The organism is Paenibacillus sp. JJ1683, from assembly GCF_053006485.1.
Genome location: NZ_CM129820.1, coordinates 4,548,369 through 4,574,713, shown reverse-complemented (window position 1 = coordinate 4,574,713; position 26,345 = coordinate 4,548,369). Strand labels below are relative to the sequence as shown.

Genomic DNA, 26,345 nt, shown 5'->3' with positions numbered 1-26,345 from the left:
GGCCAGGCATGGACGCTAGCCTTGCGATATGCCCAAAGTCATAAGCCAAGCACCTTTCAGAGCAAGAGACGATATGATACAAGATGAGTGTTGAAGGGTGAAGGAATAAGGTAAGGAAAGTAGGTGAGGTGATGCAGAGGCTGAAGGTAGCAGTCATTACACCGGGCTCTTTTGTTATACCTTCGTCCCGCAGCAGTTCAGTGGAGAGGGTAATTGCTCGTATGGTACCACTGGCTAGCCATAAGCTTCAGGCACAGATCTATGGCATAAGAGGGGCAGAAACACCGGATCACGGCGATGTTGACGGAATTCCTTGTATGCGCTATACGCGGGGAGCAGGATATATTCCCGAGGTAATCGTTGATTTGAAAAGATGGTTACCTGCGGTTATAGATGTACACAACCGCCCCGCAGTTGCTTATGCCATTCGCGAGGCTTTGCCCAATAGCAAAATTGTGCTGACTTTGCATTCCACCACGTTCATCCGGGAGCCTCACCTCAAACGGAAGGACATGGGTAGGCTGCTGTTGCCGCTGGATCGTATTATTGTGAACAGTGCGTATTTAGGGGCTGTTGTGGCTTCTGACAGTCCCGATGCGGTCAGAGAGCGCATCGTCATCAACAAGCTGGGTATTCATCCTGGCGATTTCCTACCACGGTGGACTCCTGCAGCAGAAGCGATCAGGTCGGCTCGATTGGAAGATTTCGGCTGGTCAGGCCGCCGAATCGTGTTATATGCAGGCAGACTGGTGCCGGGGAAGGGAGTTCATCGGTTGCTAAAGGCCTTGCGGCGTATCGTCCATACCTGTCCGGACGTGCTGCTGCTTATAGCAGGGAGTGCCTATTACGGTCACGACCGCCTCACGCCATACACCGCAGCATTGCATCGGCAGATACGTAAACTAAGGTTGGCGAGGCATGTGCACTTCCTGGGTTATGTGCCGCATCCGGCATTGGCCTCGTTATATCAGTTAGCCGATGTGGCGGTTGTTCCTTCAGTAGAAGCTGAAGCCTTCGGGCTGGTCAATCTGGAAGCCATGGCGGCAGGCGTGCCTGTGGTAGCCTCACGAATCGGTGGTATTCCGGAGGTTATACAACACGGCAAGACAGGCTGGTTGGTTTATCCGTCACACGGCGAGCAGGAAATGGCCGACGCCATCATCAGGTTGCTCCAGCAGCCTGACTTACGGCAACGGATGGGAGAAGCCGGGCTGGGGGAGGTGCGGAGCCAATTTTTATGGCAGCACTCTGCAGAACGCTGGGCTCAAATTGTAACAGACTGTGCAATTGAGTGACGTGGTCGTGGTTACGTGCATAGGCTATCGCATAGGCATTAGGCCATGATTCCCACCTGGGTGAATGCAGCGGAGCGACCGCTGTTTCACTCCTGTGTCAAAGGAGCGGTCATCATGAACCATCGCACGAACCATAGCCCTAAGGATAAAAAAATAGCACGGCGTAACCATTCCAATACTGTCCCCTCTCCCCGTGTAAACAAGGAGAAAACGGTTTCGCCTGCTGGCGCTGGCAGTCACAGACCCACTCAGCGTGGAACGGCAAGTATACCTGTCCCCGTAGAGAAGAATACCTCGCTTCATGCTGTAGAGGAAGCGGCATGGAAAAAGCATAAGCTTCCCAAAACGCTAGAGGAAGCGATGCAGATGAATCGAGCATCTGTGCTGCTGTTGTCTGTACCTGACTCAGATACCGAATGCGGAACGGAACACGACATGGCATCTATGAAGACGGAAGGTCAGACCGAGCAAGATTCGTTATTGGATTGTTCCATAACCAGTATTCACATTGCGGAAGGAAGACGGCGTCCAAAGCAGCGAATGCGCTTGCTAGAGCAAGAAAACCATCTAGCTTCTCAGACTGAAAAAGAATTAGGTCGGAATGCCATTCATGATGGCTCAGTGACCGATGACGGGATTACTGACAGTGAAGTGACTTCACCTCAATTTGGTAGCACTTCTTTTTATCTTCCTGCACAAGAAGTTACAAGCAAAGTGAACGTTGTGTTTGAGATGCCTTTTATAGATACGCAATATGCAATCACCGCCAATGCGAGCTTACCAGGAATAACCGTATCTGTTACCCAGCGACAGAGGTATTCGGCAGTGCTTACAGTGGAACGCAGACAATCGGGTTCGACATGTGAGGGATGGGTTCATTGGATTGCGATGGGACACTAGTCAAAGGCCAGAATATAAGTTGCAAATCAACTTCATAATGGAAAAAGGCGTCCCATAATGGGACGCCTTTTACATAAGGGCGGAGGCGGCAACGCGGTGGAGAAGTTAGAAGGGAAGTCAGATAATTGGTGAAGGCATTTTTTACTTCTGTTTAATAGGCAAAGCATGATAGTCAAAAGCCAAATCGAGCAAGGCGCTCGCTTCTTGACGCAGCAATAAATTCTTTGGACGGAAGGTAAAGGAGCCATCAGTATTGATGATGGTATCCGGATCTACGATTCCCTGTGAGGCAAGGGCTTGAATGGACTGGACCGCCCAGGCATCTGCAGCGTCGAGCAATTTCACCTGAGTGGCTTGGTCAGGTTGAATCTGCTTCAAGTTTTGAATCATGGTTGCTGCGACTTGTCTGGTAATCGGAGTCGTACGATCATATTTTGGTATGCCTACTTTGAGTTGCTTCTTGATTTTTTCAATTTCGTCTGGGAAAATATAACCTCCATGTGCGAGCAACAAGGCGTCAGCAAATTCCCCTTGTGTCATCGTGCCCTTCGGGTTAAATAGATTACCTGTTTTAGCATTCATGATGTTTAAAGCATGAAGATTGTCTATATGGCTTCTATAGTTACTCTTTTGCGGGACATCTGCAAAAGACGGTTTGAGATTGATTTTCTGAGATTGAGCTACAACGCCTAGACCTTTAGGACTGGTGTAATAAAAGTACGCGATTTCTCCAGCTTTGTTTTTCTGGAAAGCGAGCTTGTTTCCTTCTGCATCTTCAAACAACAATGGGTGAATCATTTTGAGTACTTGCTTTCCCGCAGTTTCATCTTCCATGACCAACGCCCCATTCTCATAGGAAAAGTGAGTACGAATCGCGAATACACGTGTATTTTGATACAGACCCACGTATTTTTGCGCTTCTTTTTCCTCTAACTGGTGGTACGTTGGTTTCTTCACAGTGATAGCTCGAGGGAAGTAATGATCCATGAACGCATCGTACACATCTAGACTCATCATGGAATCATTATTGTAGGACATGAAAAATGCGGTTTTTTGTTCAGGCACCAAAACCATCAATGAAGAATGTCCCGGCATGTTTCCGCCTTTTAATACCACATGTTGACCGTTGGCAAAGTCGTTGAAATATGTCTCAAATCCAACTGTCGCAATAGGAATCGTCTTATCTGCGAAAACTTGGTAGGCATGCATCATATCTATGCTTTTTTTACTTACGATTTGTTTACCTCCAAACTTTCCATTCTGTAGCTGCATAATCATGTACTTTGACATGTCTTCTCCAGTAGACAAAATGCTTCCTTGTGGTCCATCAGTTGGAGCGTGCCCATATGTTGGATGAGGATCACCAGTGGGACTGTAATGTGTAGCCATTCTCTTGAGAAGGTCAGGCGTAAAGCGCACACTGGTAGACTTCATGCCTAAGGGTTTAAAAATATTCTTTTCCATATATCGTGAGAAAGGTATGCCCGTAACATTCTCTACTGCATATCCTGCGAGTAAAAATGAGAAGTTGTCATACGTATAAGCTTCACCGGGCGATCGTACCACTGTCGGCATATGTTTAGGAATAAACGCCTTCATAGATATATTTCGATTAACGTATTCGGGTCCGGTTATCGTGGTGATATCGGGATAATCTACGCCGCTGGTATAGGTCAACATATCAAACAAGTTGAGGGCTTTTCCTGTTTTATTGGGTATTTTCAATCCACCGAGATACCGTTGTACATCTTGATCTAGTTTAAGCTTTCCTTTATCGACTTGTTGCATCACGGCCAAGGCGGTAAAAGTTTTCGAGACTGAAGCGATTTGGAAGACCGTGTCCTTATTGACTGGAATCTTCTTCTCTTTATCTGCATAACCGTACCCTTTATTGACGACGACTTTTCCATCATGGACGACGACAAAACTTGAACCGTTCACATTGTACTTCTTCATTTTTTTCGCGAATAACGGATCAGCAAAAGATTCTACTTCTTTTGCATTATTGGGAGCTTTCGTCATTTGAATATTGGCCGTAGATGTCGATGGTTTTAATTCTCCAACTTCTAATGATTGTTGGGAACAAGCAGAGATCATGCTGGTAGAAATGAGTAGCAGTGCAAGGCTTGCTTTATTTATTGCTTTTTTCATTTTCGAACTCTCCTTTTTTATTGCAATGTTCTTGTCAGCACACCGAGTTGTCGACTCACCCGTGTATGAACCGAGTGTAGCAAGCGGCAAGTCATAGTAGCTAGTGATCTTTCGTCTTCTAATGCATGACATCAAAAATAGAGCGTAGTACGGCTTGTTTTATAGTCATGACCTACAAATCATGACACTTTGACACTACCGTATGTGACAGACAACAAGTTAGGATTCGAAGGGCAATCATAACGTATTAGCAAATAAAATAAAGAGTAGGAGAGAATCAAATGACGAAAGAATCAGCTCGAAAAAGGTTGCAAGATTTCTACTTTTTGTTGTTTACCTTCGGATCTGGACTGTTTTATTTTTGCTTTTATTTGGTCAGCATTACATTTGCGTTAGCGATGACGGTTATCTTCGTGGGTATTCCCTTGTTGGCGCGTGTGTTGCGAACAACTCACACGTTTGTCCAATATGAACGCATTCAGACGAAGGTTTATACGGACATATCAATAGAGCCAATCCTGACAAGGACAAACAGTGGAAGGGATAAATGGATGAAAGCGAGAGAAGCAATTCTTAGTAGTAGCAATTGGAGGGCCGTTTTTTGGCTTATGCAGAAATTTTTTATTGGGGTGATTAGCCTCATATGTGCCGTTATATTGTACATAGCTCCACTCGTATTTATCGTTACACCGATACTTTTTCAACATCTTGAGCTATACTTATTGGGATTCGCTGTAGATTCATGGGAAAAGGCTATAAGTGTCATGATCGCTGGGTGTATTCTCGTCTGGATCAATACCCGCATTGGAAAGAGCCTAGTTCAAATCGTTGGAATGTACACGCGCTCTATGTTCAAAGCTATTAAGGAGTGATAATTTGTTTACAGCTTGGAAACAATGGCTCTGGTATGACTGGTTATTGCTTTGTATACGTTTTGTCATCTGGTTCTCATTGATGATAACTACGATCCAACACCAAGACCATTTAACTGTGCCCCTTTGGATCATCATTCTTTGGGAAGTTGTCTCATTTTCAGTACCTTGGATTTGTTTAATGTTCAGTTATCGCTACTATCTGCTTACTGAGATGGTTTTGTTTGGCGGAGTGTGCTTCTACTTAACCTTATTATTTCCGGGGGCGTATCTTGCATTTTTAATGCCAACTTTCATGATCGCGGCAAATAGTGCTCATAAATCATTCCGTTGGTCGGGTTCTATCACAGTTGTTTTGTTTCCGTTGCTCATTGCAATGTTTTCCCCAGGAACAGATCTATGGGCGATTATCCCACAAATCGGTCTGACTTTTGCGATGGGATTTTCCTTTCACTTACTAGTTTCTAATTATCGCCAAAATGAAGTTATTCGCAATCAGAAGCTTGTGCTGGAACAGTACCTATCTCAGATTGAGCAGATTACTTTGTTGGAGGAGCGCGATAGACTTTCCAAAGATTTGCATGATACGATGGGGCATTCCTATACCTCGATCATTATGGGGTTGGAAATATTGCGTACGGAATTAGCGACAAAAGATGGAGAGCAAAAAATCGACTCATTATTGCAATTGGCCCGTAACAGTATGGAGGAAGTGAGAGCCTATTTGCATCAAATAGATTCACCACAAGAATCACTTCCCTTGACTGTTACTTTGCAACAATTAGCAGAGGAGTTCCAGAAACATGCACAAGTAAATGTACGCACTCGAATAATAGGGGAAGAGTACATAGTCTCCAAACAAGCGAAAATGACGTTCTATCGGAGCTTGCAGGAATCGCTGACTAATGCCGTGCGCCATGGACAATCCACTGAAATCATTGTGTCACTGCATTTTGAACCGCAACAGACGAGATTGGATGTGCAGGATAATGGCGGCGGAGTGGAGGAGTGGAAGGATGGCTTCGGATTAACTGCAATGAAAGAACGTGCGACACAGTTACAAGGAAGAGTCACTGTATACTCCGAAAAAGGCGAAGGGACGTTCATTTCATGCGTGTTACCCAGACTGGTACAATTGTCCGATGAACGAATCCGCTTGTGTATCGTCGATGATCATTCGTTTATCCGAGACAGTCTCCATACCATCTTGGACAGACAGGAGGACCTAGAGGTGGTGGGGGTGGCCGAAGATGGGGAACAGGCTGTGGAATTGTGCAGAAGCCTGAATCCGGATTTAATATTAATGGATTTGGAGATGCCCAATCAGGATGGGATTCGTGCAACCCAAATAATCAAGGAGACATGGCCTGACATTCGCGTCCTCATCCTGTCAACGTTTCAGGATACAGAGAGGGCGAAGGAAATCATGCGAAGCGGCGCTGACGGCTATTTGCTGAAATCCATAGAATCGCGTGAACTGGCTGAAACGATTCGCCTCGTCTATCGGGGAGGCACGGTAATTAACCAAGATTTGTTCCATAGAATGTGGGACGGAAATGATGAAGAAGAGTCAGTCGGACCGAGGTCAGATGGAGAAGAGTATGGCTTAACGAAACGTGAACTAGAGGTTTTGAATCTTTTATCTCAAGGAAACCGTTATAAAACAATTTCTGAGAAACTTTACCTATCCAACGGGACAGTAAGAAATTACGCCTCCACTCTCTATGACAAGCTGGGAGTCAACAATCGAGAAGAAGCTGTGCAAAAAGCAAGAGATACAGGATTACTTTTATAAGAGAAAAGGACGCCCCTTTGAGGGGGCGCCATAAATAAGGGGGGAAGGGGTGCAGACTTGTACACTGCACCCCTATTTTTCGTCCATGGTATGGGCAGAGCCAAGTGACAGTTGCACAATGGCAAAGGTCTATGGACGAGAAAATGAGGAGGATCGTGTATATGATTTAGTTTACGCCTACAGCGTCAAAAGACTTGGCAGCTGCAGTTGCTTCTGCTGAGTTCGCCCCGTACAGATCTTTTGCGGCTTGGATCACAGCAGCACGTGCGTTGGAGAAGTCGGAAGAAGAAGTCAGGTAGTTCGTAAAGGCACTATAATAAATTTGCACCGCAGCATCGCGGCCAATTCCATTTACAGTAACGCCATGGAAAGTACCGCCTTGTGCCAACAAGTAGTAGGCTTTATTGATAATACCGCTGTTTGTATGAACGCCGCCGTTATCGGAGCTGCCTTTATACAGGTTGGAATAGTGATCTGGTTGATCATACAGAGTAGGATTGGACATTGAGCGAAGAGCATCGCCTGCAATGTTTGGCGTATAAATATCATCGCCTACAAGCCAGTTTTTACGTTGAATGTCATTACCGATAACGTCCGAGAAAGCCTCATTCAATGCGCCGGACTCTCCGTAATATTCCAAATTCGAAGTATACTCTGTGACACCATGTGTAAGTTCATGCCCTACTACATCGGGGTCCCCGCTGAAGGCGATAAATGTGCTACCGTCTCCATCTCCATAAGTCATTTGGGAGCCGTTCCAGAAAGCGTTGTTGTAGCGGCTGCCGTAATGAACTGTCGAACGGAGTTGCAGACCACGTCCGTCAATGCTGTTGCGTCCAAATTTGGATTTATAGTAATCATAGGTTTTGGCAGCATACGCATGGGCATCCACACCGGCTGGATCATTCCATACATTATCAGCATCTGTCAAAAGGGTGCCTGGGATGCTTTGGCGGTTGGAGGCCGTGTAAGTCACGATACCGTTACCGCGTGTGGTATCTTTTAACTGGTAGCTACTGCCGGAAGCGGTAGTAGTGAACGATTTGGAATCACCAAGCACACCTTTACCTGTGCCTGTCGCTTCATTAATGATGTCATACTGGAATACGATGCTGCCGTCATTGGCATCAATAATGTAGCGGGTACGCAGTGGGGCAGGTTCTAAAACATTAACTTCTGTCACATAAACTAGCAGCAGGTCATCCCCTTTAGGGTAGTAGTAGAGTTCTGCTTTAGGATCTACTTCAGGCTGTAGATTAGCGATTTTGGCAATGGAACTTTTTTCGGCCTCCACTGCTTCAATTTTGCTATCTTTCAGGACAGATGCCTTATCAAGACTCAGCTCGTCCTTATCAACAGAAAGCGTTTTGTCGTTGTTAGCTGCTTCGGCGTAAGTATCTTTACTTACACTGCTTGGCTCCTCAGCGTCTTTAGAAATAGTATCGTCGGAGGTAGGGAGGGCTTCAATACGTGCAGCTGCTTCTTTATATGCGGTGTAAACCGCTTCAGAAGCGCTGATTTTTGGAGTTGTACCTTGCGTAGCTTCTTCCTGCTGATCCTCATTAATCACCGCTCCTAAGTAAGAGGTGACCTCACCAGATTTGCCCACATGAATAGTTTGCTCAGCTCCATATACGGGAATCCCGTTTACATACTGCTTCAGTCGATAATGGCTCACACCGGACTTGTCGCTTGTGCGATCAACGATTCGGAATTGTTCACGTACACTGGAGCTATCCACACCCAGTAACGATTTCTTTTGTCGATTCAAATAGCTCCATACAATGTCGTCCCCTGATACCGAGGAAGGAGCTTTCCATTGCTCGGCGTGGAAGGTCGGTGTAAGCTGTGCTGGTCCCGAAACGGAACTCTCCGCAGATGCACCAGACGCCACAGACCCTAATAACATAGCTCCTCCAAGAAGCGAAAACCATACTTTTTTCATAAAAATTCACTCTCCTCGATTAATGTCAGGACGAATTATCCTGCTTTGAATAAGGCATTACGCCATTTATGTAGGTCGTGTTGTCGTCTGGAATAGAAGAATGGAACATGAAGAGAAATACCGAAGTGTTTTTCATGAAGCGTGCGTGAAAAGAGGGTACTGCATTTGAAGCAAGTAGCCTAAAAAGGTAACAAACTCCTCCCTTCCTGTCGTATAAAAAGATAGTGGAATAAAAGCGGATAATGGAAAAAAGTTGCCTTATGCAAAAAAAACAAAAGTTGATTTTTCGAACTCCCATCATCTGGCTCTGATATTAGCACAGAGAATGACGGACGAGAAGATCTATGTAACAAATTTATCCAAAATGATTCTTTAGACCCTAAAAACTCATTTATTTAATAGGAATAATAAGTTTTGTAAAATAAAGTCGAAAATTGCTGTGTCGAAAAGACTCCACGCTTGCCGTTACACACGGCTTTTGGACCGCATAGGTTATGTTGAACTGTCCTAATCATGCTGTTCATCTATACAGCAGCAAGGGAGGTGAGACGGGAGCATGAAAAAGCGTGGAAGAGCTGGATTCAAGATTAATCGGAGGCGGCATTCAAGGGCTTATTATCATTCTAAGATGTGGCTGCCGTACCGAATGCCGAACATGGATAAGAAGCCGATAGTCTCTGACAAGAGCGATGTACTCGAAACGGAGAGAGGGGCACAAATCGGCGAAGCGCGGCCATCTGAACCATCATCAGCGGGAAAGATTATCGTATCTGTCATTATTCCGGCCATGAATGAGCAAAGAACAATCGGAGCTGTGATTCGCGAAGCGCGCCATGTCCATCCACATACAGAGGTTATCGTCGTTGAGAACGGATCACACGATAGAACGGCGAAGGTGGCTGCGGCGGCGGGGGCTCGTGTACTTTCCTTCCCGGAACCGCTCGGACATGATGTTGGCCGTCGTATTGGAGCGGAAGCGGCATCCGGACAGATCCTGCTTTTTCTGGATGGTGATATCGTCATTCCCTGCGTCAGACTTCGGCCATTTATACAGGCCGTAAGTGCAGGAGCGGATGTGGTGCTGAATGATTACCATGGACCTGTGAATCGCACGCCCATACATCCTGTAGTTGAGGCAAAGCATGTATTGAATATCTTGTCGAATCGTGCTGATTTAGGGGGAGCCTCTATGACTGGTATTCCACACGCCATAAGTCAAAAGGCTTTAAAGGAAATAGGTCTAAAGTCCTTGGAGAAACCTCCGCTATTTCAAGTGATGTCTATCGTCTCCGGGTTGCGAGTGGTGACTGTACATGGAATAGCTGTCGGTAAAATGAACGCAACACGTAAAAAACAGAACGGCAAGGACCCGCTGGCAGATGTAATTGTCCAGGATCACCTGGATGCTATTGCCTGGCTTACATCACGTCTGGGAGCACGTGCGGGATATACAGATTTGGAGCGCAAACGGATCAGAGACGAGGTGAAAACGTGACTAGAGTATATCGTAGAAGAAAGCGTGAAGACCCGGGCTGGGGGCTAAGACGTATACAGCGAAAACGAGAAACGACGGCTTCGATGCATAGCCGCAGGGTGAGAAAACTCTCACCTCGGGCAAAAGAAATGCCCGAAGTCCATCTGACTGAGGAACGTGAAGCCTCCAGTGATATTGTATTGCAGGGGACCGCAGCAGCCGTGGTCAGCGTCTGTAATGAGGAGACTACGATTGACCGGGTACTGGGTGAGCTGGAAAAACTTCCGCTTGCGGATATCGTGGTCGTATTAAACGGCTGTACGGATGGTACGCGCTCCGCCGTAGCCAAACGTCATCCTGGCGCGACTCTCGTCGACGTACCGGGTCGTCTGGGGCATGATGTTGGCCGTGCGGTAGGCGCACGTCTGACGCAGGCTGATATTGTGCTGTTCGTGGACGGAGATTTGCCGATCCCAGCGTCTGATTTGCTGCCTTTTCTTCAAGCGGTGGATCAGGGAACGGATGTGGCGCTTAATGATCTGGGCAGACATTTGCCGCCTTATACCCAGCAGGACAGCGTAACACGGTGCAAAGGGTTTCTGAACCGCGTACTGCGCAGGTCGGATCTTGGAGCAAGCTCATTGACCGCTGTACCGCATGCATTATCTCGGCGTGTGCTGGATCAACTTGGGCCAGCCGTGCTTGCGGTACCGCCGAAGGCCCATGCGATGGCGATTCTGCATGGCATGATCGTGGCAGCCGTACATGCTGTCGATGTGATTAAAACAAACCGCAAGCGGACCTTCAATGTCGGGAAAGGGAACGCTATGGAGCAATTAATTATCGGCGATCATGCAGAGGCGCTGACGGCCGTGTTTCAGGTAGCCGGGTATTCTCCGTTAGGGCCTGTTCCAACACGGGTAGACGTTGCCAAAGGGAGGAATGCACGATGAGTCTGACGAGCATCATTATTCCGACTTATAATGGCCTGCATTTATTAAAACCGTGTATCGAGGCGATTCGAACACATACCATAGATGCACCGTATGAAATTATTGTTGTGGACAACGCTTCGAATGACGGGACGGATGATTTTTGCGCATCTGAGCGGCTAATTAGCATACGTCTTCCTGAAAACAGGGGCTTTCCGGCAGCTTGTAACAGAGGAATTCGTCTGGCTTCGGGTGACCAATTCGTCATTTTAAACAATGATGTGACGGTTACACGGGGATGGCTATCGAATATGTTGGCTGCTTTGCATAGTGAAAGCACAGTGGGATTGGTGGGACCGGTGACGAATTACGTCAGCGGTATTCAGCAGATTCACGGAATAGAAGGAGATATGGCCAGCTGTCTGAGGTATGCGGAGCAGAATAATGCAAGTAATCCCTCCAGATGGCAAGAGGTCAAGCGGTTGGTCGGGTTTTGCCTGTTATTCCGGCGTGAGCTGATGGAACGGATCGGATTGCTGGATGAACGGTTCAGCCCCGGACATTATGAGGATGACGACTATTGTCTGCGTGCACGCGTGCATGGCTACAAGCTGCTAATGTGCAATGACTGTTTTGTCTATCACCAGGGAAATGCGAGCTTTTCGCGCTCGGAATCTTCCTGGCTCAAAGAGCTGATCGAGCGGAATTATCGATTATTTATAGAAAAATGGAGCGTAGATCCCAGAGTGTTTATCGAAACGGGAATCCCATGCACTGAACATGCTGTCGAAGGAGGAAGGAAGATATGAAAGGGGTTATTCTCGCAGGAGGAACCGGGTCGCGCCTTCATCCGTTGACTACATTACTCAACAAGCATCTGCTTCCGGTCGGCAAGTATCCGATGATCGTATATGGTATTGAAAGGCTGCGACAAGCGGGGATTACCGATATGCTCATTATTATTGGTAAACAATCGGCCGGACTGTACACTGATTTTTTAGGCAGCGGCAGTAATTATGGTGTCCAATTGACATACCGGATTCAAGAAAAAGCGGGCGGCATTGCGGAAGCACTCGATTTGGCAAGAAGCTACATGCAGTCAGAGGAGAAGTTCACTGTTTTATTAGGTGATAATTTGTTCAAGGAAGACTTGGGACCTGTCATCGAACGCTTCAAACAACAGCCACCGGGGAGTGCCAGAGTCTTGCTGAAAAAGGTGGCAGATGCCCGTCGTTACGGGGTACCCGTGTTTGATCCCGAGCGCCCGGAGAGCATTACGCGGATTGAAGAGAAGCCGCAGCATCCCCAGTCCAAATATTGCGTTACGGGTATCTATATGTACGATACTGCCGTATTCGATAAGATCCGGGAGATAACGCCTTCAGCACGTGGTGAGCTTGAGATCACCGATGTTAATAACTGTTATGCTGCTGAAGGCAAGCTGGAATATGATATTTTACGGCGCTACTGGAGCGACGCAGGAACCTTCGATTCCCTTCAGGAAGCTGGAGTGAAAATGAAGGGACTTCTACCTTGATTTCAATGAAACACCATCCAGCCGGGCCAGGCATATAGTATAGGCATAATGCCACCCGGAGGAGTGAACGGCATGAAACGCCTGAGTACGCAAAGGAAACACAGCAAACGGCTCGGAAAGAAGGGCTATTGGTCAGGATATAACAGGGGCCAGGAGCAAGGCAGGAAGTTGGGGCAGGCTTCGTTCGGCAAGATTTTTGAAGGCGTAAGTATTATCATTGTGTCCTGCAATCAGCTTCAACAGCTCCGTGCTTGCATTCATCATATTGAGGAGAATACGAGCCATCCTCACGAAATTATTGTAGTGGACTGCGGCTCGACGGACGGGACACCTACCTATTTGCTCCGTAAAAGCATCGCTGTACGCTATGCGCTGCTAACAAAGGATGTTCAGATGATCGGCAGTCTGAATCAGGGACTGATGATGGCCAAAGGTACAACTATTGTTGTACTGGACCCAAACTCGATGGTGACTCCTGGCTGGCTGGACCGGTTGATGGGCTGTTTATACAGCGATTCGCGTATGGGAGTTGTCGGCCCTGTAACGAATGGTCCATTCGGAGAACAGCAGATTGAGGTTCCTGATATGAATGAAAATGAAGTACGTCCATTTGCCACGGCCTATAATATTCCCAACCCGGATGCATGGCGAGAGACTGAAAGCCTGTCCGCATTTTGTCTACTACTGCGCAGAGACACTTTGGTAAAGACGGGATATTGGGACGAAGGATGCCACAGTATTGAGGAAGCCCATGCAGATTGGCTGCTGCGTGTACGCTTGTTGGGGATACGTATGGCAATTGCCGGAGATGCGTTTATCCATTTTGCAGAAAGTGATCGGGATACGGTTTATGGTTTTCCTCAAACGGCCGAAAGCATCGGTTCAACGGAGGAAAGGAGCCGGAACCGATCCTTTTTTGTCCAAAAGTGGGGGGACACGGATAAGCTGTTCCACGACCCGGAATTTGGAACAGCAGAGCCGCACGGCCAAGGATTATCAAGTAAGGAAGCCCACTTATCAGCAGCAAGTTTTTATCCCGTCGGAGCGCTTGTTCAGGGACCGTCCGGTGCAGTATTTCGGATAGAGCCGGGAAGTAGACGGCGGCTGCATGGAGCCAGTGATGCGGGAGATAAACATGTGCTTCTCGTTAGAGTGTCTCAGCTTGATTTGTTGGCGCTTCCCTTGGTAGGTGAGCCGGAGGCGACAGTCTCCGGCAGCGCTGACGCCCCCCCTGTAGCTGTGGCGCCTGAGGAACCCTTGCCCGTGCTGGCGGCTCCTGAGCTGGGGAACATGTCCATGTTGCCCACACTTCATATCCCGGCTCAACGCAAACGATGGATTGAGTTACTGTATGCTGAAGGTGGGCAACTGTACCAAATCGGCAACGGCTGGAAAAGACCGTTCCTTACCCTCTACGCTGTGATGAGCTGGCGGGCTGAGGACTATCCAATTCAGTTTTTGTCCTCCGAAGAATTGTCGGCATTGACGGAGAAGCAGCCTATTATTGCTCCACCGGTGTTGCAAGGGCATTTATGATGATCGAATAGGCTTTTTTAGGCGGAACCGACTACTCGCTGCGGCATACGCTGTAGTAGCGGAAAGCCCGTAGGTATTTCGTGCGTTCCGCACGGCGGAACACATAAAGGAGGGGCTTATGCATAACGAGTTAGATGATTTGCTGATCCATATTTCGCACTCGCAGCAGCAGATGTCTAGGCTGTTGGATGCGGAACGGCAGGTGGTCGTGCGCATGGCACAGATCATACATGAACTGCCGGATGAGGAGCCGCGTTTTGATGGAATTCCGGGCATTATTGATAGCTCGGGACAAGTAAACAAAAGCATTGTTGCCTATTTGAACGGTATTGCCGACCTTCAGGAAGCAATGGCTGAAATGCTCGTTCGTGTCGTGAAGGAGACGGCATACTCGGAAGAGGAGTAGTGTAACAATCGAGGGTAGGGAGTGAACACATGAGTAGGGAAAAAGCAATGATTCACATGTTGGACGCAGCCTCCAAGATGCAGCGGAATGTGTCTATGATCCTGGAGGCCAAGGCGGTCGAAGCAGAAAAAATGCGTAATTGGACGCTGAACCATCTGGCGCCTCACGCATTTGACACCGATGAAGAGCAGCTGGGGCGGCCTTTGGAAATTCACGAGCAGATGGTGGAAATGCTGGAGGGATTAACCCGGCTTCAGACTGGACTATGCAGCAATCTCAAAGCATTGCTGGACCAGGATGAGCAGCAGGGTGGCGGAATGGAAGGGATGATGGGAGGCATGGGCTCGGGGGATATGAACTAATGAGCATGAGGCGTGAACGTGAGATTAAGCTGGATATGATGGAGTCTATTGCTGCCAGCCAGCACGCCGTTGCCCGGATGCTGACCAGTCTTGCGGACTTGACGCCCCATGCGGATATGTCGGCTCCCCGTCTGGAAGAGACCATCCGTATACTCAGCAACTATCAGGGAGAAATCACGAAAATGTTGGCAGGTATTCCTTTAAGAAGACAGGTATATGGGAAACCGACGAAGCCGTGGCTCCATGTGCCTGTTCAAAAAAATGAAACCCAGACGAGAAAGCAAAGGAGGAATGAAAATGAGTACAAGGTGGGAACGCACTACTCGAGACAAAGCCCGCAAAAGACGTAAAGATGCCCGGCGTTCTAGCATTCGCAGATTAAAACGGAGAAGAAGACGTCTGCTTGCTCTTAGACGCCGTAAAAGGGGGCTTCATTCAGTACGTAGAAGACGTTCTCTTCTGCGGCGGCGGAAAAAACCTCAAGCTAATCCAGCCGCAGCTCCTTCTGCGGAGAACCCACAGCCCGCTCCTGTTGTATTGGAGCATGACCCGCAGGCATTCCAGCAGGGATATGATGCTGCTTACAATGAGGGTTTCAATTCAGGCTTTGCCAAAGGTTATGAAGATGGCCACCAGGTCGCTTACAAGGCACAGTAAACTATGAAAATCATCTATTACGGTTAACCCCCCGAAGCCTAGCAGCTTCGGGGTTATTTGCGTTTCGGTAGTTGGACGGGCAAACGCCAATTTTGTCCGGGCAGTGGCAGTCGTCCATGATGCGTTTGACCCCTGTGCATATAGTTTAGGAGTGACAGAAGTTTATCCTACAACAGGACAGGGTGAAGGATGTGAATGATCAACGAAGCGGAAATGAACGCGAAGCACACCGATGCGGCTATCGGGAAGGGCGCAGAATGGGCGGTTGCACGGCTGCTCTGTCACAGGTCGTGGCAATACAACCTGCTGTTCGCCAGTTGAAAGTGTTGTATATTCCGCAAGGTTTCGCAGCTATAGACACAGGTGTGCAAGAAGCATTGAGCCAAATATGCAGCTCGTGCGCCATCGGTACTCCTGCCACGATGCTGGCTGACGCTGAGGCTCACCGTCCAGACCTCTTATTGGTCATGAACGGGCTGCATGTTTTTCCAGCGGATCATCTGGAGCAGGTACAACAAATACGAGCCATGGGCATTCGGACGGCCATATGGTTTGTAGATGATCCCTACTTTACGGAGGATACGGCGTTGATCTGTCAATCCTACGATGTCGTTTTTACGCATGAAATTTCTTGTCTGCCGTTTTATCGGGATCAAGGAGTAACGAGGGTCCACTATATGCCGCTTGCTGTGTCAGCCCGTATCTTTTATCCACGTCGGGTAGAGCGTGAGCATCAGCATGATATTTGCTTCATTGGGAATGCCTTCTGGAACCGTGTGAAGCTGTTTGACTACCTTGCTCCCTTCTTGGCGGATAAAAGAGTGCTGATCGTAGGTGGGCACTGGGATCGGCTAACCCGGCGGGATGTGCTGGAACGCTTTATCCGTCCGGGTTTTATGGAACCGGAAGAGACCGCTCAATACTATAACGGCTCCAAAATTGTTATCAATATGCACCGCCCGACAGACCCCGGACTCGATAATCGGAATACACACCAGTTGTCAGCGGAGTCCATCAATCCTCGGACATACGAAATTTCTGCTTGCGGAACGCTTCAAATGACGGATGTGCGGAAGGATCTGAGCCGTTATTACCAACCAGGCTATGACATTGAGACCTTCTCGGGAGCAGAGGAATTGAAAGTGAAGCTGGACTACTATCTCAAGCATGACTGGGAACGCGAACGCATAGCCTGGCGCGCACTGCACACAACCATGCAAAAGCATAGGTACTCGAATCGTATGGAAGAATTGCTGGACAAGGCGATGGCCTAAAGTAAACACCATAAACAGTGAGGAGTGAAAGTGATGACGATATCTACGACAGGACCGTATGACCCAGCTGTTTACCAGACGGCGGCGGCCTCCTGGGAGAAGGGGAGAGCTGCGGGAATCCATGACGGATACGACGAGGGATACCTGCGCGGACGTGCTAACGCGATTATGTCGCGAACCAAAGCAACGTTCCCTTCTCGACAGATCCATGTACTGTATGTCGTCTCGGGCAAAGGCCTTCCGTATTCTCCGCTGGATGAGGCGGTCATTACCACGTTGCAGAGCATGACGGCTCAGGTTACCGTAACAGACCCGCGCCAGCCGGTAGGAGATATTGCCGCTCAGCTTCGTCCGAATCTGATGCTGGCACTGGATGGGATGGATCTACCGTTAGAACAGGTGGCTGCAGTACGCCAGTTGGGCATTCCCACTGCCATCTGGCTGACAGACGATCCCTATTACACCGATACGACGACCAAAATTGTGACGAATTATGATTATGTGTTCACCTTAGAAATGAACTGTATAGAACTGTATCGTCAGTTGGGTTGCACGTCTGTGCACTATTTGCCCTTTGGAGCATTTTTGACTCACTATTTCCCACTCAGCTCGCCTGCTTCAGTCCGGCGTGAGATTGGATTTACAGGTTCAGCCTACTGGAATCGCATCTATTTTTTCAATCCGATTATGCCGCAGCTCATGGCTCGTAACATTAAAATCAACGGAATCTGGTGGGATCGTCTCCCGGATTATCAGTCGTATGGTGACAGAATTGAGCTGGGACGCTGGATGTCTCCGGCTGAGACAAATGATACGTATAACGGCAGCAAAATCGTAATTAATCTTCATCGTTCCCACCAGGATGATTCAGTGAACAACAACTCACTGAAAATTCCGGGGGTTTCGCCAAATCCTCGCACGTTTGAAATTTCCGCCAGTGGCACGTTGCAACTGACGGATACAAGAGACGATCTGGCTCGTTTTTACAAGCCAGGCGAAGAGATTGAAACTTACAGTTCTCAGCAGGAACTGCTGGAGAAGGTTGAGTTTTATTTAACGCATGAAAAGGAGCGCCGTGAGATTGCTCTGCGTGCGCTGGAACGAACCCTGCGGGAGCACACGTATGGTCACCGGATTGACCAACTGCTATCGGTCATATTCCCATAAGGCCATTCACACACGTCCGATGGTTGTTATTTTTAAAGGAGGTGAACTCCGATCAAGCCGAAAATGATGCTATTCAGCCATGTCAGCAACGTTCGCAGTATTACAGGGGCGGAAAAGCTGCTGCTGCAATTTTGCCTAGACGTTCGTACGTATTTCGATTGCATTCTGGTAACGCCTGGTGAAGGACGGCTAACCTCAATGGCCCGCAAGCGTGGGATCACTGTCCAGATTCAGAATCTATTCATGCTGCATGGCATGTATACTCCGTACGAGGGATTGGCGCAGGATGCGGAGAATTTGCGAAATCATGTGGCGTACGCGCCGTTGCTCCAGATGCTTGGGCAAGCTCGGCCTGATGTGGTGCTGGTCAATACCTGTGTGAACGTCATGCCAGCTATGGCTGCCCAAGAGCTTAATATTCCGGTGATCTGGAAAATAACAGAGGTCATTAATCAAAATGCGCATACGCCAGTTTCTGTCTCCATTATTGAGCGTTATAGCCAATGGGTCATCGGCATTTCGCAAGCGGTTATGCGTCCTTTGTATGGCAGGGGATTGACACGTCAGCATACGGTGTTGTCTCCATGTCGGGATATGGAAATGCCGTCTCCCAAAGAGCATGTGCTGGAACGGAAGAGGAAACGTGAAAAGCTGGGACTGCGGGATTTTCATATCTGCATTGGTTATATTTCATCCTTTATCTACGAAGCCAAAGGGCTGTTGCCTTTTGTCCAAATGGCTCTAAAGCTGTGTGAAACCAATTCGCAGTGTCGTTTCTGGATCATCGGCAGCTCAGTGGACTCCGAGTATTACGTAAAATGTGTCTCTTTGATTCGCCAGTCCCGTTATAGCCGCCGCTTCCAGTTCAGTTCATTTGAGGAGTCCGTCTCAACAGCCTATAGCGCAATGGATATTGTTGTGATCCCTAGCATGGTGGAGGAAGGCTTTGGTATGACGGCCCTGGAGGGTCTGGTTTACGGCAAGCCTGTAGTAGCCTTTGCTCAGGGCGGGCTTGTGGAATTGATGGAGGCGACTGGAAATACAGATTTTTTGGTAGAGCCGGGAAACAGCGACATCCTGGCGCAAAAAGTAGGCTACCTGCTCGATCATCCCGAGGAAATGGAACGAATTGGTGTGCGCAACAACAGTGCGGCTACGCGTGTGTACGGACCCGATTCCTACCGAAGCAGTCTGCATGTCATGGTCAGTCAATGGGTATGTCATCATCCGCATTGGTTCCCATTGATTCAGCAGCCGGGTGGACCGGTATGGACGAGGGAAAGCGAAGGACTGCGTCAGGTCACTGCTATACCTGAGGCTTATGCCCACACTGTTCGAGAATTTCCCGAATCGGTGGTTAATCAACTGCCGGTGCTGGGCCTGCCGCCAATTGAATATGCAGCTATTCAGGGCTTGCCACAACCAGCTCCCCCTTTGCCTGAGGCACCATCTGAGTTGCCTCGCCGCAAGCGTAGTATTCGGGCAAGATGGCCAAAGGGACGCAAGCATACCAGACTGCGGAATCGAAGGTACAAGAAAAGCGCTGGCAGAAGCCGTCTCAAGAAAATTCACGGGTCCCCGTTATATCGAAGATCCAAGTCCAAACAGAAGCTCAAGCGGAAACTCAAACTCCTGTCACGGCGATCCAAAGCGCACAAGCAGAAGCGAGTCATACTCAAGGCCAGACAGCATTCCAAACAACGGTCCGGGTGAACATACAACGGACCGTTGAGATGAACGTTTAGCCGGAGCACAGCCAGTCTGCTGGATGGCTATTATTCATTGAACTCCACAGTTCTATGAAACAACGACAGCAAAGGTGGGTTCCAAAACCATGAAAATATTGACCGTGCTCGGCACAAGACCGGAGATTATACGGCTCAGCCTGATTATTCCGAAGCTGGACCATTATGCAGATGAACATGTGCTTGTGCATACGGGCCAAAATTATACGGAAAGCCTGAGCGGACAATTCTTCCGCGAGCTGGGTTTGCGCGCCCCGGATTATGTGCTTCAGGAGAAAGCGGGAACGCTGGGCAAACAACTGTCTGCCATGTACTCGCAGATGGAGGACATTTTAAACAAGGAACGCCCGGATCATGTACTTTTGCTAGGTGATACGAACAGCGCCTTATGTGCCCTGCTTGCGGAACGTATGGGTTACCCCGTTGTGCATATGGAGGCAGGGAACCGCTGCTATGATCTGGATGTGCCAGAGGAGAAGAATCGGCGCGTCATTGATGCGATTTCTACCATTAATATGCCTTATACAGAGCAAAGCAAGCAGCATCTACTACGCGAAGGCTTTCCAAGCCAACGAATTATACTGACTGGAAATCCGATCTATGAAGTAATGCAACACTATGAGAAAGAGGTATCCGGCAGCGAAATTCTGAAAAAGTTAGGACTGTCGCCCGGAGAATATTTCCTGGTCACTGCCCACAGAGCTGAAAATGTCGACCATCCGCCGCATTTGCTGGCTATTTTGGATGGTCTTAACCGAGTAGCCCGGCAGTTCGGGCAGCGTGTCATTTGCAGTATTCATCCCCGCACGGCCGCCCGGATCGCAAGCCACCCGCCGATCCAGCTTGATCCGCTGGTAGAATTCCACGAGCCGTTCGGTTTTTTTGACTTCGTTCTGCTGGAGCGACATGCCCGCTGCGCTTTGACGGACAGCGGTACCGTACAGGAAGAATGCTGTGTCATGGGGGTGCCGACGGTCACGATGCGTCGCACGACCGAAAGGCCGGAAACGGTAGATTGCGGCAGCAATATCGTGTCCGGTCTTGATGGCGAGGTTATAGCAAATGCGGTAGCCTTAATGACCGGGATAGCTCATAAGTGGCAATGTCCCGCAGGCTATCTGGCGGAAGATGTGTCGGATAAGGTAGTAAAATTTCTGCTTGGAGGGAAACGGCATGTTTGAAAACAAACGTATCTTGGTTACCGGCGGTACCGGCTCCTGGGGGCATGAGCTGGTTGCCCAGTTATTGCCGCGTAACCCCAAAGAAGTCATTATCTTTTCACGCGGAGAATCGAGTCAGGTTGCAATGAACAGGCAGTTTGAGGATGAACGACTCAGCTTCTGTATTGGGGATATTCGGGATAAGGATGCGCTGACTACCGCTTGCCAAGGAGTAGACTATGTATTCCACTTGGCGGCTCTCAAGCACGTACCTGTCTGTGAGGATCAGCCCTATGAGGCGCTCAAAACGAATGTCGTAGGCACCCAAAATGTAATCGAGGCCGCTGTCGCCAATCAGGTAAAGAAGGTCATATATATATCGACTGACAAGGCGGCCAACCCTTCCAATTTTTATGGTATGACGAAGGCGATTGGAGAAAAACTGATTGTTTACGCCAATTTGCTGAATAGTGATACACGTTTTGTGACGGTACGCGGCGGTAATGTTTTGGGTACAAACGGAAGCGTGGTGCATTTGTTCCAAAGCCAGATTCGCCAAAAGGGCAAGGTTTTCATCACAGATATGAACATGACCCGCTTCTTCCTGACCTTGCGTGATGCCATCAGTCTACTGTTCAAAGCTTCCGTAGAAAGCGTGGGCGGCGAAATTTTTATCATGACCATGCCAACCTGCCGTATTGTGGATTTGGCTGAGGTGCTCATTGAGGATTCAGGCGTGGAAAATGTAGAAATCATAGAAAAGGGCGTCCGTCCCGGTGAGAAAATACACGAGATTTTGATGAGCGACTTTGAAAGCCTGACAACGGTAGTATATGACGAGCAATATTTGGTCATTCTCCCGACACTGAATATTCCTCAATTAAAGGACCGTTATAATCAGTGCCCTCCGGTATCGTTCAGCAGCTTTAGTTCGGAATTCAATTTGATGTCAAAAGAGGAGATTCGAAGCATTCTCCAAAGCGGGGGGTTCATCAAATGAAGCTGCTTATTTTGGGCGGGAACGGCATGGCAGGCCATGTTCTGGTTAAGTATTTTCAAAACCAGAGCGGGTATAACGTGTTCTACACCACCCGTGATTCCGCAAATAAAGGCGGTCTCCTGCTGGATGTAAAGGACAGCTTTATGGTGGAGCAGCTGGTACGGAGTGTACAGCCAGACGTAATTATTAACGCGGTTGGCGTACTCAATCAATATGCCGGGAAAGATCAGATTGCGGCATACCAAATCAATGGATTGCTGCCGCATCTTCTCCGGCAGACGGCGGACAGTATCGGTGCCCGATTGATTCATATCAGCACGGATTGCGTATTCGAAGGAAAGCGGGTTCCTGGCTTATATGAGGAGACAGATCAACCTGATGGGACAAGTGCCTATGCTTTGACAAAAATACTCGGAGAAGTAAAGGCACCGCGGCATCTGACCATCCGTACCTCTATTATCGGACCGGAGATTCGGTCAGGCGGGATTGGCTTGCTGCACTGGTTCTTGCAACAGAGCGGAGACGTTGACGGATACCGCCGGGTCTTTTGGAATGGAGTCACAACGCTGGAATTAGCAAAAGCGATACAAGTGTTGATGAATGAGCCGTTGGACGGACTCATTCATCTGGTTCACCCTGAACCGATCAGCAAGCATGATTTGCTGCTTCTGTTCAAAGATATCTGGAAGAGAGAGGATATTCGGATCGTGCCGAAGGATGAGCCGGTGCAGGACCGGACGCTTCGTTCTACCCGGGCCGATCTGCTCTACGATGTTCCTCACTACAGCATCATGCTGAAGGAGCTGCTGGAATGGACAGAAGCACAGCGGAACAACGTCGGCCAGTCATAGCCATTACCGGAGCGGCGGGCTATACCGGGATGCATGCCTGCCGCTATTTTGCAAAACTTGGCTGGGAGGTGGCAGCGCTGACTCGCACTGCCGCTTCTGCTACAAAATTGACCTCACAGACTGAAAATGATGGGGATTTCAGCCTGGAAGCGGGCACACGTGGCTGTATTACACCTTATGTGTGCGACTTGCTCGACAAGAAACGTCTGGGCGAAGTGATTCGACACATTGCTCCGGATTATGTGCTTCACCTGGGTGGCAAAAATTCCGTACCTGAATCTTGGCAGAGTCCATTGCTATATATGGAATCCAATGTACTGTCCACCCTGTATCTGCTCGATGTACTGCGACCTTTCCCCCAAGCCAGAATTGTTGTTGCGGGTTCTCGGCTAAAGACGGCTTTACAGGCACCATACCATCCAACGCATCCATACAGCCTTAGCAAAAGCATTCAAGAGGCAGTCGCGCTCTCGTGGGGCGCGCTGTTCGAGCAATCTGTCATGTTGGCAGAGCCTTGCAACCTGATTGGCCCGGGTCCATCCACCGGCTTTTGTGCATTACTCGCGGGGTATATCGTTCGGACAGAACGCATGAAAGAGCAATTCGTAACGGAGGCAGCTCCGTTTCGCGTGTCTTCCCGACATGCGCAGCGTGATTTTCTCGACGTTCGTGATGCAGTTCGCGCCTATGGCGTGCTATTGGAAAAGGGAGTGCCAGGCCGAATTTACTCGGTCTGCACAGGCCGCATTGTGGAACTGGGAGATATCGTGGAACGTATGGTTGCGCTGGCGAAAATATCTATTCCCATACAATGGGGAGATATAGCCGAGCCAGCGGCAACGGAGGCATATCGGGCGCAGGAGCTGGAGGAGATGGGCTGGAAGCCGACCATACAGCTGGGGCAATCACTGGAGGATATGATTCAATACCGCCGAGCTGGAAAGGAAGGAACGATATGAGACCAAAAGTAACGATCGTCATTCCCTTTTATAACTGTGCATATGTGGATCAGGCTTTGCAAAGCGCATTGGAACAAACCTATGGGCCGCTTGAGATTATTGTCGTCGATGATGGGTCCACCACACATGTTAATATGCTTCAGCCCTATCTTCCCTATATACATTATTTGGGCAAATCTAACGGTGGAACAGCCAGCGCTTTGAATCATGGTATCCGGCATGCCAGCGGTGAATATATTGCGTGGCTCAGCTCCGACGATACCTACCATAGGGACAAAATTAATAACCAAGTTTCTTTTATGATCGAACAGGGTGCATACATCTCTCATACTAATTTCAATTTTATCAATCAACACAGCCAAGTCACAGCCTATCAGGCAGCTGCTGTATTTCCGTCCCAGACGGAGTTTTACCATTTTTTCCAGCAGGGGAATCCGGTCAATGGATGTACGGTGATGTTCAAAAAGGAGCTGTTTGCACATATCGGTTTGTTCGATGAACTGCTGCCGTACACCCATGATTTGGATATGTGGTACCGAGTGATGCTGGCAGGATATCCATTTCCTTTTCTGAACGAGTCCTTGGTTAACTACCGCTGGCATGATGAAATGGGAACCAAAAAATATTGGCCTGCTGTGGAACAGGAGTACAACATCACCCAAGCACGTTATCGAGATCGCTTCAGTCAGATGTTGAGCGGTTTATCCTCATGAAGCTGAAAGTGTCAGGGGGGATTGATATGGTAGATACGGGGATTGTTATGCCGCTGTACAAACAGGATATCAGTTATCTGCAAGCTGCGATCTCATCCGTACTAGCCCAGAGTTACAGGGCATTTCGCTTCATCATTGTTATTGACGGGGCGCCGGAAATGATAGAGCCGGCGCTTCACGCAGCAATGGGAGACCCGCGTGTTCAGTTGGTTACACTCCCTCAGAACCAAGGAGTATCCCATGCCCTTAACCGGGGATTCGATGAGTTGTTTAAAGATCCAGCGATTAAGTATGTGACCTGGGTATCCAGTGACAATGTGTATCATTCATCCTTTATCGAACGATTGCGGTGCGAGCTAGAGCAGGGACCCGATTCGCTTGGACTTGTGTTCTCCACCTTCCGTCAGATTGACGCTGCGGGTAATTCGTTGTACGACCAGCAGCATCAACAAGCATTAATTCGCTACCAAAGTCAGCCACATCATGAATTGTTGAACGCCAGCATTGTCGGGGTGTCATTTATGTACAAAAGCCAATATGCTCGTCTGATCGACGGCTATCGGCTGCAACCTGTAGAGGATTATGATTACTGGCTGCGGCTGACCGAGACATGCAGCATGAAATTCATTCCGGAGATCCTGATGGATTATCGGGTGGATTCTGCTTTTAGTGTATCGGCCAGCTTGCGCAGCCAAAAAGAACATCGACGCTGGCGGCACGCATTTCAAATTGCCAAGTATGAGGCTCGGGCCCGCCGGGGAGTCCCACTTGAAATGACCATTTTAATGCCTATTACGGATATGGCTCAAGCTGAGCCGTTGCTCGATAATCTGCTGGAGCAGCATTACAGTAATTGCGTGGTGCGGTTGCTTGATCTTACGCCGGAACAGAGCGCTGCTTCCTTTCTGACGATGATGCTTGACCCTCGGCTAATCGTAACGCCGAGACCGCATTATTCTGTTAAGGAGGCATTGGTTCAGGCGATTGGTGAAACGACAACTCGCTTTGTTGTATGCTTCGGTATCAAACCTTATATTGCTGTGACGGATTTGTTGTATCTTACGGATTTGCTGCGACCTTTGCAGGATACACATGCCTTTTCCTACTATACAGATGACCATTCGACCATTGGCAGCGGCCGAGGGGTTCAGTCCGTACCGCCGGAATGGAATTACGTGTATTATACCCACAGATTGCATCAGACACTGGAGCAGGGTGGTGCTTTTAGCTAACAGGAGACAAAGCTGGGATCGTGGTCAACTCAGATTGAAGGACACGATGCTCCTGTACAACATTACCAAACTGATCCAATCCAAAGTTGGAAAGCACAACATTGGCTGGTGCGACGGAGACTACGTTGTATTGTACCTCATAGGCAAGAACCCCTTGTATAAAGAAGGTCCGGCGTGCAATCGAGTTTGCAGGCAAATTAACCGATGTCACGTACAGTGGTGTCTTGGTATCCGGTACGAGTGAGAAAAAAATTTGGATGGTCACGGTTGCCGCGTTCACTGTGTCCTCATTGACCAAATTTACAACAACATTGGAGCAGGCAGTACCGAAATCCCTTGTGTTGGTCATATATCCAGTTGTAAAAGCCAATAGAATCATCCT

Annotated in this window: 25 protein-coding genes; 22 read left to right on the top strand and 3 right to left on the bottom strand. The window is 48.6% G+C overall.

Annotated features, from left to right (window positions below; translation table 11 throughout):
• The first annotated feature begins 131 nt into the window (after positions 1-131).
• Both ACUC6J_RS19620 and ACUC6J_RS19615 read left to right on the top strand, forming a co-directional pair.
• Complete coding sequence (locus ACUC6J_RS19620; RefSeq protein WP_031462151.1) at positions 132-1,295, top strand: glycosyltransferase family 4 protein; 1,164 nt, start codon at positions 132-134, stop codon at positions 1,293-1,295.
• Between the two features lie 114 nt (positions 1,296-1,409).
• On the top strand, positions 1,410-2,195 hold the full coding sequence (locus tag ACUC6J_RS19615; RefSeq protein ID WP_447249314.1) for a WIAG-tail domain: 786 nt from the start codon (positions 1,410-1,412) through the stop codon (positions 2,193-2,195).
• Between the two features lie 141 nt (positions 2,196-2,336).
• Here the strand turns inward: ACUC6J_RS19615 and ACUC6J_RS19610 are convergent, their stop codons facing one another.
• Entirely contained in the window at positions 2,337-4,346 is a 2,010-nt protein-coding gene (locus tag ACUC6J_RS19610; RefSeq protein WP_447249313.1) for a serine hydrolase, read from the bottom strand.
• Positions 4,347-4,627: 281 nt separating this feature from the next.
• On the opposite strand from ACUC6J_RS19610, the gene ACUC6J_RS19605 reads away from it, so the two are divergent.
• Together ACUC6J_RS19605 and ACUC6J_RS19600 are read left to right on the top strand one after the other, a co-directional pair.
• Positions 4,628-5,218, top strand: coding sequence for a sensor domain-containing protein (locus ACUC6J_RS19605; RefSeq protein WP_330720913.1), 591 nt, complete (start codon positions 4,628-4,630; stop codon positions 5,216-5,218).
• A gap of 181 nt (positions 5,219-5,399) precedes the next feature.
• Positions 5,400-7,013 (top strand): response regulator, encoded by a 1,614-nt coding sequence (locus ACUC6J_RS19600; protein WP_447250309.1) that lies wholly within the window; start codon positions 5,400-5,402, stop codon positions 7,011-7,013.
• Positions 7,014-7,179: 166 nt separating this feature from the next.
• On the opposite strand, the gene ACUC6J_RS19595 is transcribed toward ACUC6J_RS19600, so the two are convergent.
• On the bottom strand, positions 7,180-8,958 hold the full coding sequence (locus ACUC6J_RS19595) for a M4 family metallopeptidase (protein WP_016820063.1): 1,779 nt from the start codon (positions 8,956-8,958) through the stop codon (positions 7,180-7,182).
• 556 nt (positions 8,959-9,514) lie between these two features.
• Between ACUC6J_RS19595 and ACUC6J_RS19590 the strand changes: the two genes are divergently transcribed.
• The 18 genes from ACUC6J_RS19590 (at position 9,515) to ACUC6J_RS19505 (ending at position 25,963) form a co-directional block, all read left to right on the top strand.
• Positions 9,515-10,453: a glycosyltransferase family 2 protein gene (locus ACUC6J_RS19590; RefSeq protein ID WP_016820064.1), complete on the top strand. Its 939-nt coding sequence runs from the start codon at positions 9,515-9,517 to the stop codon at positions 10,451-10,453.
• The gene (locus ACUC6J_RS19585) at positions 10,450-11,385 is read left to right on the top strand and encodes a glycosyltransferase family 2 protein (RefSeq protein WP_016820065.1); all 936 of its coding nucleotides are present in this window, start codon (positions 10,450-10,452) and stop codon (positions 11,383-11,385) included. Before ACUC6J_RS19590 ends, ACUC6J_RS19585 begins: the two co-directional genes overlap by 4 nt.
• A complete protein-coding gene (locus ACUC6J_RS19580) occupies positions 11,382-12,173 on the top strand; it encodes a glycosyltransferase family 2 protein (protein WP_016820066.1) in 792 nt (263 codons plus the stop codon). Before ACUC6J_RS19585 ends, ACUC6J_RS19580 begins: the two co-directional genes overlap by 4 nt.
• On the top strand, positions 12,170-12,901 hold the full coding sequence (locus ACUC6J_RS19575; RefSeq protein WP_016820067.1) for a sugar phosphate nucleotidyltransferase: 732 nt from the start codon (positions 12,170-12,172) through the stop codon (positions 12,899-12,901). Before ACUC6J_RS19580 ends, ACUC6J_RS19575 begins: the two co-directional genes overlap by 4 nt.
• A gap of 72 nt (positions 12,902-12,973) precedes the next feature.
• Positions 12,974-14,437: a glycosyltransferase family 2 protein gene (locus ACUC6J_RS19570; RefSeq protein WP_447249312.1), complete on the top strand. Its 1,464-nt coding sequence runs from the start codon at positions 12,974-12,976 to the stop codon at positions 14,435-14,437.
• Between the two features lie 118 nt (positions 14,438-14,555).
• Positions 14,556-14,843 carry a hypothetical protein gene (locus ACUC6J_RS19565; RefSeq protein WP_016820069.1) on the top strand — a complete coding sequence of 96 codons (288 nt, stop codon included), beginning with the start codon at positions 14,556-14,558 and terminating at the stop codon, positions 14,841-14,843.
• A gap of 29 nt (positions 14,844-14,872) precedes the next feature.
• Entirely contained in the window at positions 14,873-15,205 is a 333-nt protein-coding gene (locus ACUC6J_RS19560; RefSeq protein WP_013372833.1) for a hypothetical protein, read from the top strand.
• Positions 15,205-15,555, top strand: a complete 351-nt coding sequence (locus ACUC6J_RS19555; RefSeq protein ID WP_017427319.1) for a hypothetical protein — start codon at positions 15,205-15,207, stop codon at positions 15,553-15,555. The genes ACUC6J_RS19560 and ACUC6J_RS19555 overlap by 1 nt, the downstream gene beginning before the upstream one ends.
• Positions 15,503-15,862, top strand: coding sequence for a hypothetical protein (locus ACUC6J_RS19550; protein ID WP_049789276.1), 360 nt, complete (start codon positions 15,503-15,505; stop codon positions 15,860-15,862). Before ACUC6J_RS19555 ends, ACUC6J_RS19550 begins: the two co-directional genes overlap by 53 nt.
• A gap of 182 nt (positions 15,863-16,044) precedes the next feature.
• A complete protein-coding gene (locus ACUC6J_RS19545) occupies positions 16,045-17,136 on the top strand; it encodes a CgeB family protein (protein ID WP_019688496.1) in 1,092 nt (363 codons plus the stop codon).
• 33 nt (positions 17,137-17,169) lie between these two features.
• Complete coding sequence (locus ACUC6J_RS19540; protein ID WP_447249311.1) at positions 17,170-18,303, top strand: CgeB family protein; 1,134 nt, start codon at positions 17,170-17,172, stop codon at positions 18,301-18,303.
• Positions 18,304-18,366: 63 nt separating this feature from the next.
• Positions 18,367-20,016 (top strand): glycosyltransferase, encoded by a 1,650-nt coding sequence (locus ACUC6J_RS19535; protein ID WP_447249310.1) that lies wholly within the window; start codon positions 18,367-18,369, stop codon positions 20,014-20,016.
• A gap of 121 nt (positions 20,017-20,137) precedes the next feature.
• On the top strand, positions 20,138-21,229 hold the full coding sequence (gene wecB, locus ACUC6J_RS19530; RefSeq protein WP_016820075.1) for a non-hydrolyzing UDP-N-acetylglucosamine 2-epimerase: 1,092 nt from the start codon (positions 20,138-20,140) through the stop codon (positions 21,227-21,229).
• Positions 21,222-22,208, top strand: a complete 987-nt coding sequence (locus ACUC6J_RS19525; RefSeq protein WP_016820076.1) for a polysaccharide biosynthesis protein — start codon at positions 21,222-21,224, stop codon at positions 22,206-22,208. Before wecB ends, ACUC6J_RS19525 begins: the two co-directional genes overlap by 8 nt.
• On the top strand, positions 22,205-23,059 hold the full coding sequence (locus tag ACUC6J_RS19520) for a dTDP-4-dehydrorhamnose reductase family protein (RefSeq protein WP_016820077.1): 855 nt from the start codon (positions 22,205-22,207) through the stop codon (positions 23,057-23,059). The genes ACUC6J_RS19525 and ACUC6J_RS19520 overlap by 4 nt, the downstream gene beginning before the upstream one ends.
• A complete protein-coding gene (locus tag ACUC6J_RS19515; RefSeq protein WP_019688493.1) occupies positions 23,020-24,018 on the top strand; it encodes an NAD-dependent epimerase/dehydratase family protein in 999 nt (332 codons plus the stop codon). The genes ACUC6J_RS19520 and ACUC6J_RS19515 overlap by 40 nt, the downstream gene beginning before the upstream one ends.
• Positions 24,015-24,731, top strand: a complete 717-nt coding sequence (locus tag ACUC6J_RS19510; protein ID WP_025365727.1) for a glycosyltransferase — start codon at positions 24,015-24,017, stop codon at positions 24,729-24,731. Before ACUC6J_RS19515 ends, ACUC6J_RS19510 begins: the two co-directional genes overlap by 4 nt.
• Complete coding sequence (locus tag ACUC6J_RS19505) at positions 24,728-25,963, top strand: glycosyltransferase family 2 protein (RefSeq protein ID WP_235193588.1); 1,236 nt, start codon at positions 24,728-24,730, stop codon at positions 25,961-25,963. The genes ACUC6J_RS19510 and ACUC6J_RS19505 overlap by 4 nt, the downstream gene beginning before the upstream one ends.
• Here ACUC6J_RS19505 and ACUC6J_RS19500 read toward each other — a convergent pair.
• Positions 25,956-26,342: a hypothetical protein gene (locus tag ACUC6J_RS19500; protein WP_225164804.1), complete on the bottom strand. Its 387-nt coding sequence runs from the start codon at positions 26,340-26,342 to the stop codon at positions 25,956-25,958. The two genes, ACUC6J_RS19505 and ACUC6J_RS19500, sit on opposite strands and share 8 nt — an antisense overlap.
• Between the last annotated feature and the right edge of the window lie 3 nt (positions 26,343-26,345).